The sequence below is a fragment of the Chitinophaga sp. SVR4-12A genome, from assembly GCF_056754765.1.
Genome location: NZ_JBPGWP010000001.1, coordinates 3,770,080 through 3,788,852 on the forward strand (window position 1 = coordinate 3,770,080; position 18,773 = coordinate 3,788,852).

18 protein-coding genes are annotated in these 18,773 nt (G+C 48.6%); 15 read left to right on the forward strand and 3 right to left on the reverse strand.

From position 1 onward, the window contains the following. Positions 1 to 554: 554 nt before the first annotated feature. Together ACR9Y8_RS15415 and ACR9Y8_RS15420 are read right to left on the reverse strand one after the other, a co-directional pair. Positions 555 to 956: a response regulator gene (locus ACR9Y8_RS15415; RefSeq protein ID WP_481214137.1), complete on the reverse strand. Its 402-nt coding sequence runs from the start codon at positions 954 to 956 to the stop codon at positions 555 to 557. 535 nt (positions 957 to 1,491) lie between these two features. Further along, positions 1,492 to 1,788: a hypothetical protein gene (locus ACR9Y8_RS15420; RefSeq protein WP_481214138.1), complete on the reverse strand. Its 297-nt coding sequence runs from the start codon at positions 1,786 to 1,788 to the stop codon at positions 1,492 to 1,494. A gap of 151 nt (positions 1,789 to 1,939) precedes the next feature. On the opposite strand from ACR9Y8_RS15420, the gene ACR9Y8_RS15425 reads away from it, so the two are divergent. After that, positions 1,940 to 2,686: a hypothetical protein gene (locus ACR9Y8_RS15425; RefSeq protein WP_481214139.1), complete on the forward strand. Its 747-nt coding sequence runs from the start codon at positions 1,940 to 1,942 to the stop codon at positions 2,684 to 2,686. A 26-nt stretch (positions 2,687 to 2,712) separates the two neighbouring features. Here ACR9Y8_RS15425 and ubiG read toward each other — a convergent pair whose 3' ends face one another. Continuing rightward, entirely contained in the window at positions 2,713 to 3,513 is an 801-nt protein-coding gene (ubiG, locus tag ACR9Y8_RS15430; protein ID WP_481214140.1) for a bifunctional 2-polyprenyl-6-hydroxyphenol methylase/3-demethylubiquinol 3-O-methyltransferase UbiG, read from the reverse strand. Between the two features lie 247 nt (positions 3,514 to 3,760). Here ubiG and ACR9Y8_RS15435 point away from each other — a divergent pair, with 247 nt between their 5' ends. The 14 genes from ACR9Y8_RS15435 to ACR9Y8_RS15500 all read left to right on the forward strand — a co-directional run bounded on the left by ACR9Y8_RS15435 (position 3,761) and on the right by ACR9Y8_RS15500 (position 18,750). Continuing rightward, positions 3,761 to 4,927: an XrtY-associated glycosyltransferase XYAG1 gene (locus ACR9Y8_RS15435; protein ID WP_481214141.1), complete on the forward strand. Its 1,167-nt coding sequence runs from the start codon at positions 3,761 to 3,763 to the stop codon at positions 4,925 to 4,927. Positions 4,928 to 5,365: 438 nt separating this feature from the next. After that, positions 5,366 to 5,965 (forward strand): Pvc16 family protein, encoded by a 600-nt coding sequence (locus ACR9Y8_RS15440; RefSeq protein WP_481214142.1) that lies wholly within the window; start codon positions 5,366 to 5,368, stop codon positions 5,963 to 5,965. A gap of 9 nt (positions 5,966 to 5,974) precedes the next feature. After that, positions 5,975 to 7,222: a hypothetical protein gene (locus ACR9Y8_RS15445; RefSeq protein WP_481214143.1), complete on the forward strand. Its 1,248-nt coding sequence runs from the start codon at positions 5,975 to 5,977 to the stop codon at positions 7,220 to 7,222. A gap of 18 nt (positions 7,223 to 7,240) precedes the next feature. Continuing rightward, positions 7,241 to 8,647: a phage tail sheath family protein gene (locus ACR9Y8_RS15450; RefSeq protein WP_481214144.1), complete on the forward strand. Its 1,407-nt coding sequence runs from the start codon at positions 7,241 to 7,243 to the stop codon at positions 8,645 to 8,647. Between the two features lie 44 nt (positions 8,648 to 8,691). After that, the gene (locus ACR9Y8_RS15455) at positions 8,692 to 9,657 is read left to right on the forward strand and encodes a hypothetical protein (RefSeq protein WP_481214145.1); all 966 of its coding nucleotides are present in this window, start codon (positions 8,692 to 8,694) and stop codon (positions 9,655 to 9,657) included. 46 nt (positions 9,658 to 9,703) lie between these two features. Continuing rightward, a complete protein-coding gene (locus ACR9Y8_RS15460) occupies positions 9,704 to 10,525 on the forward strand; it encodes a hypothetical protein (protein WP_481214146.1) in 822 nt (273 codons plus the stop codon). A gap of 40 nt (positions 10,526 to 10,565) precedes the next feature. Next, complete coding sequence (locus ACR9Y8_RS15465; protein WP_481214147.1) at positions 10,566 to 11,009, forward strand: phage tail protein; 444 nt, start codon at positions 10,566 to 10,568, stop codon at positions 11,007 to 11,009. 4 nt (positions 11,010 to 11,013) lie between these two features. Then, positions 11,014 to 11,493: a phage tail protein gene (locus ACR9Y8_RS15470; RefSeq protein WP_481214148.1), complete on the forward strand. Its 480-nt coding sequence runs from the start codon at positions 11,014 to 11,016 to the stop codon at positions 11,491 to 11,493. A gap of 37 nt (positions 11,494 to 11,530) precedes the next feature. Beyond that, complete coding sequence (locus tag ACR9Y8_RS15475) at positions 11,531 to 11,701, forward strand: DUF5908 family protein (RefSeq protein ID WP_481214149.1); 171 nt, start codon at positions 11,531 to 11,533, stop codon at positions 11,699 to 11,701. Then, complete coding sequence (locus ACR9Y8_RS15480; RefSeq protein WP_481214150.1) at positions 11,701 to 12,405, forward strand: CIS tube protein; 705 nt, start codon at positions 11,701 to 11,703, stop codon at positions 12,403 to 12,405. Before ACR9Y8_RS15475 ends, ACR9Y8_RS15480 begins: the two co-directional genes overlap by 1 nt. Before the next feature lie 3 nt (positions 12,406 to 12,408). After that, a complete protein-coding gene (gene vgrG, locus ACR9Y8_RS15485; protein ID WP_481214151.1) occupies positions 12,409 to 14,187 on the forward strand; it encodes a type VI secretion system tip protein VgrG in 1,779 nt (592 codons plus the stop codon). Positions 14,188 to 14,199: 12 nt separating this feature from the next. Next, positions 14,200 to 14,490: a PAAR domain-containing protein gene (locus ACR9Y8_RS15490; protein WP_481214152.1), complete on the forward strand. Its 291-nt coding sequence runs from the start codon at positions 14,200 to 14,202 to the stop codon at positions 14,488 to 14,490. 16 nt (positions 14,491 to 14,506) lie between these two features. Then, positions 14,507 to 14,962, forward strand: a complete 456-nt coding sequence (locus ACR9Y8_RS15495) for a GPW/gp25 family protein (RefSeq protein ID WP_481214153.1) — start codon at positions 14,507 to 14,509, stop codon at positions 14,960 to 14,962. After that, positions 14,962 to 18,750 carry a baseplate J/gp47 family protein gene (locus ACR9Y8_RS15500; protein ID WP_481214154.1) on the forward strand — a complete coding sequence of 1,263 codons (3,789 nt, stop codon included), beginning with the start codon at positions 14,962 to 14,964 and terminating at the stop codon, positions 18,748 to 18,750. Before ACR9Y8_RS15495 ends, ACR9Y8_RS15500 begins: the two co-directional genes overlap by 1 nt. Positions 18,751 to 18,773 lie beyond the last annotated feature (23 nt).

Below are 18,773 nucleotides of genomic sequence, written 5' to 3' on the forward strand. Positions count from 1 at the left end.
CTGGAGTACCGTTCCCCGAGCCAAAGAAGAAGAAAAAGGGACTACTGGTTTCCGTTTCTGAAAAAAAACGTTGAATAGAAGGGTCCAGAAATGGTTGCATGCGCCGGGATAGCGTGTGATTTTGATTATGACAATTACAAAAATTATTTTAAATTTAAATGAAATTATAACGGGGACAATTTAGAACAATGAAAAACCACACTCACCACATGCGATTGGATTAACACGCAACATATCTTATCACTTTATACCTAAACCGCCTCTTTTTGTACCACAGGAGAGTACTTAAAGCGGGTAGGGAATTCCATGAAAAACTTTAAGTCATGAACCATTCGAAAATCAAAATAGTTCACGGGACAGTGCTATTATTCGCATTAATAGCAGTATTTCTATTCATGTTAACGCTCATAATAGGCCTGTCGGGATCATTCATAGAATATATTCTTTGGACTTTGCTTAAATATGTAGTCATTACCGCTCTTGCAGGTATTTTCCTCTGTGTGCTATTAAGCTACAATCGTTATTGGGCTAAGAGGCGGGGGAAGAAGAAAGCCTTAACTGGTTTCGAGAATTGACAGCATTTCTTTAATGATCTTTTTCAATTCATCAATGGAATTGGGCTTTACAATGTATCTCAATGCTCCTTGTTCATAAGCCATTTTAATAGCAGATGGCGAGCTAGCGGTTGAAAACATGACAACAGGAATACGATGAATACCTGGTTGTTTTTTTATCTCCTTTAAACACTTTTGTCCGCCACCTCCCGGCATATTCATATCCAGTAAAATAAGGTCAGGCCGATCGTTTCCGGCAATTAAAAATCCAAGCAACTCTTCACCTGTCTTGCACCAGGTAAGTCTGACTGAATCATTTTCTTCTCTTAAGATGGTCGAGAATAAATAAAAATCATCATAGTCGTCGTCAGCCATACAGATATGTCGAACCTCTAAAGTCATAAGCTTAAAAGTTTCTTGGTACTTACAGCGTAATAACGAACCCAAAAGAACTGTCATAGATGCATTACTGAGAAATCAGCATGCGAGAAGTTAAAAGCAAGCTACGAAAAAATTAAAAGCGCTTTAAGATTAAAGCGCCTGTTACTTTTAACCATATGTTTCAATAACATAATAATGATTTAAGGCGCAGAATTAATGCCATAAATTGATTGTTCTACCTGAGATTGCTTCCAATAGCCAATTACGGGCTATTGCTACTATTAAAAGGGAGATAATACCGCAAAACTGATTATAAAAGAGGTGGGCCGCCTCCTATTAGCACTTCCAGGAAAAACATTGTCTGGCATTAAATGTGCTTTTTAATCATATTATTTAGTTTTTCATAGGATATGGTCAAAAAGGTGCTTTAATCTTAGAGCGCCTTCTTTTTTTTCAATTCTCTGCCAAACTGGGCAAAAAGCAATCTCTTCCAATCCAGATACACATTAATAACTGTATAAATATATTAAACTGAACTAAAAAATGCTGTTGATATTCAGTTAAGCTTCCTATTATTAGTAGGGAGTTCATCCCCCATTTTGTGGGCCTTCTCTTTTCTTTTGCGTCTATAAATTTCCGCAATAAGAGCATCAATTCTGGATTGATGTAAGGAAATCTGGTCTGGGATTTTGGCGATGCAGGCTTTGGTGTATTTTACTGTCTCCTGAGCTAACATATCAAACAAACTCTGTAAATCTGGCATGCGGGCAAGAACGGAAATTACATAGTCTTCAGTTTCCCTTGCCAGTGAACTAATTAAAAATTGTAAATCCAATTCTTTGTTCGCGTCCATTACACACATTTTCAGAAAATCAACAAACATTGAGCCAAGTGGCCAAGTGCCTGGCTGCGGACAACATAATATCCCTTACCTTTACTCCGTCTTTATCCTAAAAGAATCCCCTCCCTTATCCTCTATTTATTAATTGTTAAAACCAAAATCGATGAATCACCAAAGATTTGCCTGTATGCTTATTAGCGCAACCGTAATCGCTTTCTTAACCGCCTGCGGAACAGGAGGCGGAAAAAAAGCAAGCACTGACAGTACCGTTACCGGTACGGATACTGCTACCGTTAATACCGCCACCGAAACGCCAAACACCGTTATCACCACACCACAGAACATGTTGGTGGTTACACACAAGGTTGCCAATTTTACAAAGTGGATCGCCTCCTATAATGAACATGATTCCATGCGCCTGGCTAGCCAGATCCATAGTTATGTCATCGGCCGTGGCGTGAAGGACTCCAATATGATACTGGTAGCCCTTAAAGTGGAAGATATGACTAAAGGGAAGGCATTTGCCAAATCTGCCGATCTGAAAAAGGCGATGCAAAAGGGCGGTGTGACAGGCTCCCCAACTGTCAAATTTATTACGATGACCTTCCAGGACACCGTCCACCTTGATACAGATGTCCGGGTCAGCTCCGCATTTACGGTAAAAGATTGGGATACCTGGCAAAAAGCATTTGAAGGACACAGGGTGGAAGGGCTGGACAATGGTTTAAAAGTACGGGCTTATGGTCATGAAGCAGATGACAACCATAAGGTAATGATCGTATCCGCCATAACAGATACGGCAAAAGCCAATGCCTTCTGGAAGTCTGATCTGCTTAAACAAAGGAGAGCTGAATCAGGCGTAACAAGCGAGCCGGAACGGTTTATATTCCGGATAGCGCGCAGGTATTAAGTTTTATTTGAGGATGCAGTGAAGCGCTATTTCTTCACTGCATATCCTCCATAAAGTATATTCATATCTTTGCTTTCTACCAGCCAAAACTTTTCTCCCAGCTCCTTAAAAGTCCATTCACCTTTTGCGCGCTTTCTAAGGTAGCTTAGCATTTTGGGGATAGATACGTTGGGCGCTGAACCAACATGATCCTGCCATTCAAGTCCGTTCTTGGCTAAGAGCTCCTTTAGCTCAGCCGGTTTGATGAACATTCTCCATACGTGGAGGTTGGGTGGCATAAATGCCCAGCGTTTCCACTCCTGCCAGATCTTAATAGCTACCAGCTTGCTGATAAAAGTGCGGTTAAGCGTATCGTAAATAAACACACCGCCTGGCTTCAGCACCCTGGAAATTTCACCGATCACCTTTGGCAGATCACGTACATGTTCCAGCACATCGCAGCAAAATACACAGTCATATGATTGATCGGCATACGGGAGCTGCTCACCGGTTCCTTTCTCATAGCTAATGCTCAGTCCCTCTGCCTTTGCATGCTGCTGAGCGGTTTGGAGCGACGCTTCTGCCGGCTCTATGCCCGTGGTGGTGAATCCCATCTTACATATTTCTTCTGTCAGGATCCCGCCTCCGCTGCCTACTTCCAGCGCTGTTTTTCCCCTGGGATCGATATTCAGCTTTTTCAAAACCCTTATGGCATAATTTACTCTCCAGGGATTGACCGAGGTCTTGAGGAGGTGTAGAATATGATCGGGCCGCCACCATATGTCGCCCTCAGTTTTGTACACCTCGTTGTTGATCTGGTCGTAAATGGATTGTGGTACCTTTTCCATTTTTGGTTGATTTAGGGGTTATTACGCTAATAAATATAACATTTTTTACTCCTACCGTTTATTCCAAATTATTTCGCTACCTTCATATCCGCGCCTATCAACCCCATACACCGCTGCAACATGTGAATGTAACCACTACCACCACAGATGGACTTAAGCGAAAGGATTTAGATGTGACATTACCCCAAAATCTGCATCAGCATGCCTGATGAGGCACGCGTTTTTTCAACGCTCTAAAAACACGCGTATGAAGATCTTATTTATTGTTCCCTCTTATAAACCAGCTTATCTCTATGGCGGTCCCATTGTCGCCATTGCAAGGCTGGCAGAATGCCTGGCGCAGCTGGGACATGACATCACTGTATATACCACCACTGCCAATGGCAAATCAGAACTGGATGTGCCGGTGAATCAACCGGTAATGGTAGATGGTGTTAGTGTGTGGTACTTCCGCCGAATTACAGGCGACCATACGCATCTGTCTCCTGCATTATGGCGGCGTACCTGGACAACAGTAAATAAGTTTGATATCGTTCATATACATTCCTGGTGGAATTTACTGGTATTAGGCGCCGCATTGATATGCCGGTTAAAGAAAGTAAAACCATTGCTATCGCCACATGGTATGTTTTGCGATTATGTAGTGAACAAAAAGAATGCTGCCAAGAAGCGCTTCCTTCATCGCCTGATCGGTAAACGCCTGTTAAAATATTCTTACCTGCATGTTACTTCTCTCATGGAATGGAAAGAATGTTTAGACTTGTACCCCAGCTGGAAAGGCGGCATGATCTCTTACCTGATAGACCTGCCGGGAAACCAGTATAGCAGAACAGACAACGATGTATTTACCATCAGTTTCCTGTCAAGGGTGGATCCCAAAAAGGGCTTGGATATCCTGCTCAAAGCATTAGCCGGCTTACCTATTCCATACCGCCTGCGCATTGCAGGCACCGGGAAAGTAGCCTATATCTCGAAATTGAAACGGCTTATCTCCACATTGAACATTGCAGATAAAGTGGAATGGGTGGGATGGAAAAGCTATGAAGAAAAGTTTTCGTTCCTGGCAGCATCCGATCTGTTTGCACTCACTTCTCACAACGAAAATTTTGCGATCGTGGTGATTGAATCATTGCATGCCGGCACACCGGTATTGATCAGTAAACATGTAGGCTTGTCTGATTATGTACATCAGCACAAACTGGGATGGGTAACGTCTATTGATCGTATTGAGCAGGTACAGGCAAAGATCACAGAAGCTTACCAGGATCGTGAAGAACGCGCAAGGATCAGCAGAGATGCGCGGACAATTATACTAGGCGACTTCAATGATGTAACACTGGCCGGTGAATACCTGGAGCTCTATGAAAAATGCAGAAGTGATTTTGCAGTCCGGCATCATACTACTCCGGTATAACTGTTCACCTGATGAAAATATGACGGGCAATATTACATTACCACTCATCCAATACATTAAAAAAACTTTTGAACAATTGAAAAGTATTATTTAGTTTTGGCTCCGCTTAACCATATTCCTGTTTAAGAAACCTTAAGTAGGAAAATTAAGTTTAACCTCTAATAAAAACCTCTAACAAAAAAAAACTTTAACCTCATGGAACTCAAAATACTATCCTTGATCCATTGCATAGTCACGTGACCCGCAACTTTACAAAGGATCCACAACGACGCTGAAAGACACCACAAGATTATCCTGCAATGAATTGTTTGTTACGATATCCCCAAGATATCTGCAAATCCCTATGCTTGCAGCATGCTTGTCAAACAACATCTTAACAGATGCTGTGTAGCTATCAGCATACACTAAACCTATTTTGCCCTGATTAATCATCTAACAATGATTGATGCTGCTTTTGCTTTGCTGAATAATCAGCTGGCCGCATATATTGAATCTATGGGAGGAGACCGGCTGGATGTGATCATGGCCAATATCGCCGCGATTGATGCAGCCAACAGCAATGTTGACCTCGAACGAAAAGTAATTCTTAGTCTTGTGAATATCGAAGAAGAAGCCGCATTGAAAAATGCAGGCCCACTCTACCGGAATGTGAAGACGCTGAATTATGTTAATCCGCCCATCTATCTTAACCTGTACTTACTGATCACCGCACATTACGAAAAGTACGAGGATGCACTTACCAGGCTTTCCAATGTGATCCAGTTCTTCCAGGGTAAGAACAGCTTTTCGCTGAAGAACTCCCCTCCTAATGACATGCTGCTGAACCCCGATACGTATGAAGACATACAGCTGCACCTGGAGATGTTCTCGCTTTCCTTTGAACAACTGAACCATTTGTGGGGATCGCTCGGCGGCAAACAATGGCCCTCCGTGCTTTATAAAGTGCGCCTCGTGAAGATTACTGAAAACAGGATCACCGCACAAGGCCCGCTCATTGAGCAGGTACAGACAAAAGACAACATTATCACCGCAGAATAACAGACCCTGATGTCATTTGCCACAACATATAAACGGTTAGCGGCCGTTAATATACTGCATCCCTGGTACCTGGATACTGAGCAGCAACGCTTCTATGAGCTGTCTGCCGCAGACCAGGATACCGTACTGACGGCGCAGCTGCAGGCAGGCCGTTATGCTTTGCTGCAGGACATAGTGCTGGAGCCTAGCCCCTCTACCGCCGCCCTGCTGCGCGGGCATAAAATGGTGTACCGCCAGACACCGCAAGGCCTCCTGCTGGGTGTTGCAGTAGAAGCGATAAATGCCGGCGGACAAGAACGTTACCGTCCGCAGATCATCCCGGACAACCACCTTCGTCTGCAGTTCTACATAAGGATCAAAGATCCTTTATTGCTCTCCCGCAGTAATCTTCGCTTCAACCCCGTATTTCCTGCGATCTACTATTTCACCAACGATACCACCACTGCCGGAAAAACTTTTCCTTCCCTCTCTGTGCCCATGCAGGACTTTGCAGATGGGCGCCTCTATGAGATGGGAGAAACAGCCATAGTGAATGGTACCCCCTCGCAGGCTTCAGCGCCCACCAGCACTGCTGCGCAAGGATGGGCTGCATTAGCAGACAGGCAATACATCAGTGAATATGATCGCATTTTACTGCCTTTCAATTTTACCTACAAGATGGAAACAGCAGGCATCGATGAAGCCACATTTGAATTGAAGCAAGGCGCTGATGTGGTTAAAACATTGCCATTTCAACGCCCTGAAGGATTGCAGGAAGTAACGCTGGATTTCCGTCCAAAAGCAAACGAAGCCCCGCTTCAAAATGGCGTGTATACATTGGCAGTAAGCGGCAGCAATAACTATGAGCGCACCTATACCATCTATCTCAATAACTCACTATACCGGCCGGATGTATGGGGCGTGCTCGATATCGCGCTGCACACTTCCGATGTCGTTTTCAATCTGCTGGACGATGATGGGCTGCTGATAGCCCCTGCCCATCCGGTATTTGAACTGCGTTTCCTGAACAGGTCCACTTATTTCAAATACTATTTCCAGCAAAAAGAGCCGCCGGTAGCAGATCCCTCATGGAACGAATTACCCGCTCCGGCAGGTATACAGAAAGTGATCATCAGCAAACAGCCTATTCCTTTAATGCGGGCTTACCGGAAGATCAAATATGATACTGTGCAGTTGCCCAACCCCGATGGAAGCCTGATCAGCAGGCAGGATGGCCGTGTTTGCGCCGATACGATGTTGACAAGAATTAAACTATAAATAATAAAAATCCAGATTATGCCGAACAATACGTATTATACACCTGGCGTGTATGTAGAGGAGATCTCAAAGTTTCCCCCATCGATCACAGCTGTACAAACAGCTATTCCGGCCTTTATCGGTTACACACAGATAGCCAAAAAAGACGGTCAGAGTTTAATCAATGTGCCCCTGCGTATCAGCTCCCTGCTGGAGTTTGAGAGCTACTACGGTACTGCGCAGCCGGAAGAGCACCTGCTGACAACAGTAGAAAACGAAGCAGGCACCACCCGCTACAATGTGTCGCTCCCTGACACACAAGCCAAGCCTGCATCCAAACACCTGCTGTACTATGCTATGCAGCAGTTCTTCGACAACGGCGGCGGCCCCTGCTACATTATTTCTGTTGGCACCTATCTTACACTGGGTACGGTTATTTCAGACAAAGACGCCTTTACCAACGCCCTCGATGAACTGAAAAAACAGGATGAGCCCACCCTGATCGTAATTCCCGAAGGACAGGGCATGTCAGCAGACACCTACATTTCCATCATTCAGAAAGCCCTGGAACAGTGTGCACTGCTGAAAGACCGCTTCACTATCATTGACCTTACCCACACCGGTAAAGGCCTGAAAACTGAAGGAGAGATCCTGGCTGCAGCAAAAGCATTCCGTGACAAAATGACCGCCACTGCTGAGGAGCTGCGTTTTGGTGCTGCTTACTTCCCCAATATCCGTTCTTCTTTCAACTATGTGTACGACGAAACCAAGATCAAAGTGGTGATCGACGGCACAGAAAAGGATTTCAGCACGTTGACCAATTTGCAGAAAGCAAACGTAAGGCTGGCTATTGACAATTTCTCTATCTACCTGCCGCCCAGCGCATCTGTAGCTGGTGTGTACGCCCGTGTAGACAATACCCGCGGCGTATGGAAAGCCCCGGCCAATGAAGTACTGAAATCTGTTTTTGAACTGACCTGCGATATTAACGACCAGATACAGCAAAACCTGAATGTGGATGTGGACAATGGTAAATCCATCAACGCTATCCGCTTCTTCACCGGCAAAGGCGTTAAGGTGTGGGGCGCACGCACACTGGATGGTAACTCCAACGAATGGCGCTATGTCTCTGTACGCCGCTATTTCAACATGGTGGAAGAATCTACCAAAAAGGCTACAGAACAGTTTGTGTTTGAGCCCAACGACGCCAACACCTGGGTGAAGGTAAGGGCCATGATAGAAAACTTTCTCACCAACCAATGGAGAGCAGGTGCACTGGCCGGCGCAAAACCTGAGCATGCCTTCTATGTAAAGGTAGGTATCAACGAAACCATGACTGCCTTTGATATCCTGGAAGGTAAGATGATCGTGGAGATCGGTCTGGCAGTAGTTCGCCCCGCGGAATTCATCATCCTGCGCTTCAGCCACAAAATGCAGGAGTCCTGAGACCTGATCTAACCCCCAAACATTCACATTTAAACTAGTGATACATGCCAGAAGATAACAAACAACAACAATACCCACCGAATCACATCCACTGCTCGCCAGAGAAGCCCTCACAATACGACCTGGTGCTGAAACAGTACGGTGATGCGCTGAAGGAAAGCGTGAAGAACGCCTCCGACGTCCTGATCACCAAAGCTACGGATGCAAGCACCAAGAGTGCAGCGGTATGTACCGATCGTAAGATCAGCGACAAGCTGTCTGCCGCATTGAAAGAATACAATTTCCTCAGCATCTGCATAGGCGCTTACGCCAGCAAAGACCTTGATCTGTTACAGACTGTTGTGGCAGAAGACGTGGCCCGCTATGATGCGTTGAACACCGCCTATACCACTGCTGTAAATGCCATTAAAGCAGCCAAGCAGAAAATAGCAAAGGTGAACACCCTGGCCTGCAAACTGAAAGACGCAGTACCTGATTCCTGCAACTCAGAAGAGCTCAAGCAGATCAAGGAATGCCTGAACAAGAACAACAACACTGGCAAAGGACAGCAGCAGGATAGCCTGGAAGAAAGCGTGTACAAGATCGTACACCAGGCGCATCACATAACCGACCAGGTGGATGACCTGTCTGAATCTGCTGTAAAAGTAGCCGGCATCAACGCCTTCATCAACATCGCCAGCTTAACTCCTGCAGCTACGCTGATTAAGGAAAAAGGCACTGCATTTATCGCCGATGTGGACGCCAACCTGAAAGCCCTGCAAACACAGTACGATACCGCCCGCCAAACCCAGGTGGATGCCCTGAAAGCGCTCAGCACCAGTACTGTAGATAAATACAAAGCATGGATCGTTAAAGACGGCCTTGCCGCTACTGCCCAATTTGTAAAGGATAATGACTGTGATCATGACTGCCGTTCGCTGGACGAAATAGCCAAAGAAGCAGAACAATCTTTCAACCGCTGCTGCGGCAGTGATGAGGAAGAAGAGGGAGGTGAAGACAATCCGGCCTGATCCCCGCTTTCATGATTCCGTTCACCCTAAAAAAAAACAGAATAAAATGCCTAATCATAATCACGACAACGATTCCGTACAAGAATACCTCGACCGGCTCAAGCAGGACCTCGCAGTAGCCACCGCAGCATTGCTGCTGGCGCAGGCGCAGGAGAACCAGAAAAGCAGCGAGCTGACCAAAAAAACACAGTGGTCTACCCTCCTGAAACAGGTGCTTGACCTCCTGAAAAGAACCAACCAGCTGGGTATGACCTACATCCGCACTGTACAGCGTGTACGCAGGCAGGGCGAAAAAATAGGCGAGAATGCCGAACTGGGTATCGAAGCCATGGAAATACTGATCTGCCAGATCAAGAAGCTGACAGACTGCACCGAAGTGCTGAAAACCATGATCAAAACCCTGCTGGATCGGATCAACTGCACCATTACCGGCAAGGACGATGGCATCTTCGGTACGCTGAAAGCCCTCAGGGATGCAGTAGATGAAGCCCTCACCGGCGTAAAGGATGCGGTGACCGCCCTGCTGAATGCTTTGAAAGCACAGGAAGAACTGTGGGTAAGCATCTCTGGCGACAGAGGCCTGGTATACCAGCTGAATGGTTTGTCAGAACATATGCTGAAAGGCCAGAAGCCTGATATCGAAGACTGCGCTTCCTGCAAACCCAAACAAACACCGCTATTCCCTATGGATGACCCGGATTGCGATTTCTACTCTCAGACAGAAGAACAGTACGAAAAAGTAGAAAAACAGATCACCGTACTGCGCGAAGAACTGGAAGAGGCTACCTGCAAACGCGAAACTGCGCAAGCCAGGAAAGATGCCCTGCAGAAAGCTTACGACGCAGCAAAAGCAGCAAAGGCCTGCTAAGTAAAACATCATCATTCATCTAACAAAAAACATTATAACAATGGCAACGTATCCACTTCCTAAATTCCACTTCCAGGTTGAATGGGGTGGCAAGAATATCGGCTTCACTGAAGTGACCGGGCTTACCGTAGAAACTGAAGCGATAGAATACCGTCATGGCGCCAGCCCTGAATTTCACAAGACCAAACAACCCGGCTTGCAGAAATACAGCAACATTACCATGAAACGTGGCACCTTCAAATCAGACAACGAATACTTTGACTGGTGGAAGGAAACCAAATTCTTCCAGGAACAAGCCGGTCAGTATCGTCGCGATATCACCATCAGCCTGCTGGATGAAACCCACAACCCCATCATCGTATGGAAAGTGAAGAACGCCTGGCCTATCAAGGTACAAGCTGCTGATCTCAAGGCAGACGCCAACGAGATCGCAGTGGAAAGCGTGGAGCTGGTGCACGAAGGTCTGGTGATCCAAAACGACTAAGCCCATGGCAGCACCGGTATCACATACGCCTCCGGCCGGGATACACTACTATCCCCCGGTAGGCTTCCACTTCAAAGTGGAGTTCCAGTTCCAGGACAGGAAAGACCTGGACATCCTGTTCCAGTCTGTTTCCGGCCTTAACAACCAGATGCAGACCGATACATTGCGGGAAGGCGGTGAAAACCGTTTCGAGCATGTAATACCCGTAAGGAACAAATGTACCGACCTGGTGCTGCGCCGCGGCCTTTTAAGCCCGGGGCAGTCCAGGATCACCCAGTGGTGCCAGCAGGCCTTCAACGATTTCATCTTTGAACCTGTTGACCTGCTGGTAACTCTGCTGGATGAGCAGCACAACCCGCTCATGACCTGGAACGTGCACCGCGCCTGGCCTAAGAACTGGAAGATAGCAGACCTGAATGCAGATAAAGGAGAAGTGGTGATAGAAACCTTTGAACTGAACTACAATTATTTCACGTTCAAATAAAACACCACTTCATTCCCAACATCAATAAATCACTACCATGCCCGTAGAAATAAAGGAACTCGTGATCAAAGCCGTAGTGAACGAGAACGCTGGCAGCGGCGCTACGTCCGCAACGCCGTCCGGACTGGATGGCGGCTCGCAGGATGCCATGATCAAGCTCTGTGTAGAAAAGGTGCTTGAAATATTAAAAGATCAAAAGGAAAGATAATGGGTAACGCCAACGTAACGAAAATAGTGATACGGCCCTTCCTGAACCAGAAACAGGATCAGCGCGCAGGAGAGGATTTCACCATCCCGGTGAACCCGGAAAGCTATTCCCAGGCCTACAAAATAGAGCTGAAAGATAAGCCAGCCGGCGGCAACCAGGGCAGCGCTCCTGAATACAAGTTCACCTCTCCTGAAGAGCTGAAGCTGGATTTTACGTTGGATAACACCGGCACCATCGAAGGAAATGTGTACGAGGGCACCCCCGTACCAAAACAGGTGGAAAAGCTGCTGGCTACTGTATACAAGATGCAGGGCGAAGCGCACCGGCCCAGTATACTGAAGATCCAGTGGGGCTCCTTCTTTACGTTCGATTGTGTACTGTCCAGCCTTGACATCAACTATGTGCTGTTCAGGCCTAATGGCGAACCGCTCAGAGCCAAGGTGAGCGCCAGTTTCAAACAGTACACCGAGCCACAGATCAGGTCCCGGCAGGAAAATAAAAAATCGCCGGACCTCACCCGCGTAATAAAAGTAGCTGACGGCGATACCCTGCCTAACCTCTCTTACAAGAGCTACGGCACACCGAAGTACTATCCGCAGGTGGCTTACGCCAACAAATTGATGAGCATACGCACACTCCGTACCGGCGAGGACCTGGTGTTCCCACCGGCACGTACAGATGCGCAGAACCAGACAACCTCCTGATAAATGGCAAAGATATCTCCTAATGACAGGATCATTCCAACTCCCGGCGTACATGACTATACGCAGGTAGAGATCCACATCAACGGTAGCAGGGTGAATAATCCTGACTACCACGTGCAGTCGGTAACGGTAACAAAGGAAGTGAACAAGATCCCTTCCGCCCGTATCACGCTGCTGGATGGGGATTTGTCTGCAGAGAAATTTGCCGTCAGCGAAGCGGCTGACTTCATACCCGGTAATAAGATAGAACTGAAAGGCGGACGGGATGGACAACAAGCTTCCTTTTTCAAAGGGATCATCGTTAGACATTCTATCCGCGCCGGAGAGAACGGCAAATCCTATCTCATGCTGGAATGTAAGGATGAAGCCGTGCAGCTGACCCTGGGCAGGAAGAACCGCTATTTCAAAGATGTAAAAGACAGCGACGCCATGCAGGCCGCGCTGGGTTCCCATGCCGGCAGCATAGAAGCTACGGCTGTTACACACAAGGAGCTGGTGCAATACTACTGTACTGACTGGGACTTTGTGATGAGCCGCGCAGAGATGAACGGCCGTGTAGTACTGGTGCAGGACGGAAAAGCAGATGTAAAGGTTCCTAAGGTAGGATCAGCCGCTTTAGTGCTTTCCTACGGCTCCACCATCGAAGAATTCGAAGCGGAGATGGATGCCCGTACGCAATGGCAGCAGGTGAGCGCCAGCTCATGGGACTATGCCCAGCAGCAGCTATTGAAAGCAGATACTTCCAGCAGTCCTTTTTCGGAGGCAGGTAACCTGAAGGGTGCTACGCTGGCGACAGCGGTGTCTCCTGCAGACCTGCAGCTGCGGCACAGCGGCCTGGTAAGTCAGCCGGAGCTGAAAGCCTGGACAGACGCTTTCCTGCTCAAAAGCCGCATGGCCAAGATCCGTGGCAGGGCCAGGATCACTGGCTCATCAGCCGTTAAGGCAGGCGACACCGTAGAGCTGAAAGGGCTGGGTGCACGCTTTAACGGACTGGTATATGTAAGTGCCGTAAGACATGAGATCGTTTCTGACATCTGGCAAACCCACCTGCAATTTGGTATCTCACCGGAATGGTTCCATCAGAGCCCCGACGTGATAGAAACCCCTGCTGCCGGTTTGCTCCCGGCTGTACAAGGCCTGCAGATAGGCAAAGTAGTGCAGCTGGAAAGCGATCCTGACGGAGAGCACCGCATACTGGTGAAACTGCCTACGCTGGATAACGAGGCCAAAGGCACCTGGGCAAGAGTAGCATCCCTGGATGCAGGCGATCAGCGTGGGTACTTCTTTCGCCCCGAGATCGATGATGAGGTGATCGTAGGCTTCGTAAACGGAGATCCGCGCTTTGCCGTGGTGTTGGGCATGCTGCACAGCAGCGCCAAACCGGCTCCCGTAGAAGCAAAAGATACCAATCACATCAAAGGCCTGGTAACGCGCAGCCAGATGAAGACCATGTTTGACGATGAGAATAAGGTAATGAAGATGGAAACGCCCGCCGGCAACTTCATAGAGCTGAGCGAGAAAGACAAGGCCATCACCATCCAGGATCAGCATGGCAACATGATCAAAATGGAATCTGCAGGCATCACCATCAAAAGTGCCAAAGACATTGTGATGGAAGCCACCGGCTCATTCTCATTAAAAGCCGGTACAGACGTGAAAGTGGAAGGAGTAAACATTACAGAAAAGGCCAGCGCCGGTATGGAACTGAGTGGCGGGGGCAGCACCAAGCTCACCTCTTCAGCTATACTGGAAATTAAAGGCAGCCTGGTAAAGATCAATTAAAACTTAAAGACTATGCCTCCGGCAGCAAGAGTAACAGATATGCATGTTTGCCCGATGAGCACCGGGCCGGTGCCGCATGTTGGCGGTCCGGTTACAGGCCCGGGAGTGCCCACCGTGCTGATAGGCAGTATGCCCGCCGCAGTAGTAGGCGATATGCTGGTATGCAGCGGCCCGCCAGACGTGGTCATAAAAGGATCGGCTACCGTACTGATAGGCGGTAAGCCGGCCGCCCGCATGGGTGATTCAACAGCGCATGGCGGCACCATCGTGGCCGGCCTGCCTACCGTGATGATTGGAGGATAGATCAATCTGAATGCATATGGCAGAAGGAAAAGATTTTTTAGGTAAGGGCTGGTCGTTTCCGCCCACCTTTCATAAGGATAATGGTGAGACAGACTGCTACGTACAAATGGTAGCAGCACGGGAAGATATTGAACAGAGCCTGCATATCCTGCTCTCCACCAGTTTGGGCGAGCGGGTGATGCAGCCACTGTTCGGCTGTAACCTGGAAGATTACCAGTTTGAGCCGATGAGCAGCACCCTGGTAGGATTCATCAGGGACCTGGTAACAAAGGCGATACTGTACCATGAAGCAAGGATCTTGGTAGAGAATATCACCGTGTCTCAATCAGATTCATGGGATGCCATCCAGGGCTATTTACGTATCAACATAGATTATATCATCAGCGCCACCAACTCCCGCTTCAATTATGTATACGATTTCTACATAAGGGAAGGCAGCGCTGATGGACTGCAATCAACGACAGGACTATAATGAGCAATACCGATAATATAGCAAATACGCTGATACGCGATGGAGCCAGCCAGCAGCAACGCATGGCAGTAGTAGCAGATAATGCCGTACTGTCTGCCGGGTATGTGAAGCTGGACGAGCGCAGCACGGCAGACCTGTTAAGCCTGTTGTACCGCTATGCCAGGTTTGTGCTCTACTACGACGAGCGCGATTATGCAGGGCAGACGGCACGCACACAGTTCCTTCCAAAAGGCGACTGGCAGGCTTTCTTCAGGAACAATGCGCCCTTCCAATATGCTTTTATACAGCAGTTTGCTGCTGCCGACCTGGAAAGCGACTACAATACCGCCCGCGCCCGCCAGGATAAACAGTTTGCCGACAGCGGCCACTGGCCCCTGCTGAACAGCATTCTCGCAGTAGCCATACAGGTGAATAACTGGTACGAGACCTTGCAGGAGCTGCAGCAGGAAACTGCCCTCCGCCGCATGCTGAAAGCGTTGATACAAAATGATCTCAGCAAGGCATTACAACAGCTGATCGCGGTAGGCAACACCTATAACACGGTGGATGAACTGCCTTACACCGCAGAGCTGCTGCAACTGGCCAACCAGGAAGAGGACATATGGGGCATCAAATCCCCCATGGTACGGCTGGCAAAAGATACTTACCTGACCAAGCTGGCCCCCTACCCCCGCAGGCAACGCACACAAACACTGGTGCAGCTGGATGAGCTGTTCCAGCTGTTCTTCAAAGGCGTGCAGCAGGTGCAGCAGTTCGCATTGTCAAACTTTGAAGAAACGCTGACTGGCAACGACCAGGAGCATGCCCCTTACCAGGGCCTGTTATACGCCTTCCTCGAGATCTTCAAAAAAGTAAAGAACGGCGGCAATGGCCTGAACGATATTACCCGCCTGCACCTGGATTTCTTCTACAAAGAGATCCTGCAGCTGAAACACCGCCCGCATGTGCCCGATCATGTGCATGTGGTGACTACGCTGGCCAAACAGGTGGAAACATTCCTGCAGGCGAAAGACACGGGGCTTAAAGCAGGCAAGGATGCTACGGGGAAAGAGATCACCTTCCTCACAGAAGAGGATGTGGTGCTTAACAAAGCTACGGTAGAAGAGATCCGCACCCTGTCGAAAGACAGCTTCTCTACACTGTTTGCAGCGCCCAAAGCCAATAGCGCCGATGGCCTCGGCGGCGCCTTCCAGCATCCTGCCAACAACAGCTGGCCGGTGCTCGGTGCCGCCTCCTGGATCAGCAAGAACAACCCTGCTGCCGGTGCACAGCACTACCCTTTTGCGCTCAGCGGCTTTATGCTTTCATCTGCTGTACTGCTGATGAAAGAAGGCACCCGCACGATCACCGCGAACATTAGCTTACAGCACCTGAACGCAGACGCTGCAGCGCTGAACAACGTGCTGAAAAACCTGCTGCAGGTACAGTATACATCAGACAAAGGTTGGACGACAGTAGTCAACCCGGGTATCAGCTATAACAATGGCAAGCTTACCATCGTTATCAGCCTGCTGCCGGATGCGCCGCCGGTACTGCCGCCAGACGAAAAGAAACTGCTGATCGCTTACCCGGTAACCGCACCCATGCTGCGCATCCTGTTTAACCAGCAGCAACAGTATGAGCTGAAAACAAACAAGTGGTACGATCTGCTGAGCCATGCAGTAGTAACAGGCGCTGATATCAGCGTAGAAGCCAAAGGCTTAAAACAGGCATTACTGGGTAATGATGATGGGCCGGTAGACCCGAATAAGAGCTTCCAACCCTTTAGCAGTGTACCTAAAACCGGCGGCAGCTTTATTGTAGGCAGTGATGAAGCCTTCCGCAAACATCTCACCAGTATGTCGCTGGATCTGAAATGGGAAGGACTGCCGAAAACCAACTTTACGGAATATTACCAGGCATATAACCCTAACCCGGCGATCACTACAGCCAGCTTCACCGTTAAAGCGGAAAAACTGGTAAATGGCGATTGGCAGGATTTATCAAATACTACGAATGCATTGCCGCTTTTTCAGCAGGACGGCAACGGCGTACCGCAGGAGCATAATGTCCTGCAGCTGGATGTTACCACCATACCGGTATTGAAGCAGGATACCACCCTCGCTTCCTACAGCAATGCCTCGTTGTTTGGCTTTGTACGTTTCAAGTTGAACCAGCACTTTTTCCACCAGGAATATCCGGCTGTGCTGGCCGTGCAAACGCTGCGGCTGAGCGATCCGAAGATGGCAGCTAACTGGATTAAGCTCCAGGAAAACGTCGGTGGTGCAGGATTGGTGGTAGAGGCCGGTGCTACCGTGGCGAATGCATTGAATGCTGATGACAAAGCAGATAGGCTTACCACTACGCCCACTGAGGATGAGCTGAACCTGCTGCGTACGGATACACAGAACACGCTGAATAGCGCTGACGCTGTGAATACGAGATCAAACACCATTCATGATTACTTGTTCCCTATCGGTACCGGGAATGAACTAATCGCCATCCCGAACCAGCCGTACACTCCTTCCATCAAGGCATTTACAATGAACTATACGGCGGATGCGGGCATGAACGATATCGTGCTGCTGCACCAGTATCCCTATGAAGAAAGTAATTACAAACAGGTGCCCACAACATCTGGAAGCCTGATGCCGGTGTTTGATGATGAAGGCGCCCTGTACCTGGGCGTGAAAGATGCAGTACCCGGCACCAACCTGGCTTTACTGTTCCAGCTCGCTGAATTCAGCGCCGATCCTGATATACCGGCCGCTGATGTATACTGGCAATATCTTTCAGGTAACGAATGGAAGCCCCTGGCAAAAGATACAGACGTGATCAGCGATACCACGCAGTCGCTGCTGGCATCCGGCATTGTCACTATCGCGCTGCCATGGGATGCAGACCTCCAGCATACCATACTGCCCTCGGGGTTTCACTGGCTGAGAGTAGCGGCAGCGAGCCATACCACGGCCGTATGCGAGGCCATTGTAATAGCGGCGCAGGGCGCCCGTGCTGTGTTCAGCAACCAGGGTAATGACCTGGGGCGCCTGGCAACAGCGCTGCCTGCACAAAGCATCAGCGCGCTGGTAGTGCCGCAGTCAGCGATCAAAAGCATTGCACAGGATTTTCCCTCCTTTGGCGGCAGAACGGAAGAAACAGATACGCAGTTCTATGTACGCGTAAGCGAACGCCTGCGCCATAAAGGAAGGGCCATCAACATATACGACTACGAAAGGCTGGTGCTGGATGCATTTCCCGCCATCTACAAAGTAAAATGCGTACCGCATACCAAAATATGCCGCAATGATGCGGGCGAAGGAACACCCCTGCAATCACCGGGCTGGGTAACACTGGCAGTGATTCCGGAGATAGCAGGCTTCCCCGCCGGCAGCCGCTTTCGCCCTAAGGTAAGCCGCATCCTGCTGAAACAGGTAAGCGACTACCTGCAACAGCGGACATCCGGATTTGTAAGTGTGCAGGTGATCAATCCCGATTACCAGGAAGTGAACTTCAGCGGTAACATCAAATTCAAAAGCGGTAAGGATAAACAGTTCTACAAAAACCTGCTGGAAACAGAAGTACAAGGTTTCCTGTCTCCCTGGATCCTGACCGGCTCGCAGGACATTGTATTTGGCAGCACCATCATGATGTCGTCTGTACTGCAATTCATTGAACAACGGAACTACGTGGAATATGTGACCGAATTCAAAATGTTCAGAACAGGCGGGCCGCCGGAGCAGGGTATCACGGCAGACACGCCCTGGTCTATACCGGTGGCCGGTACACAAAACTATGTACCATTACCCTAAACAATAAAAACAACCAATAAACC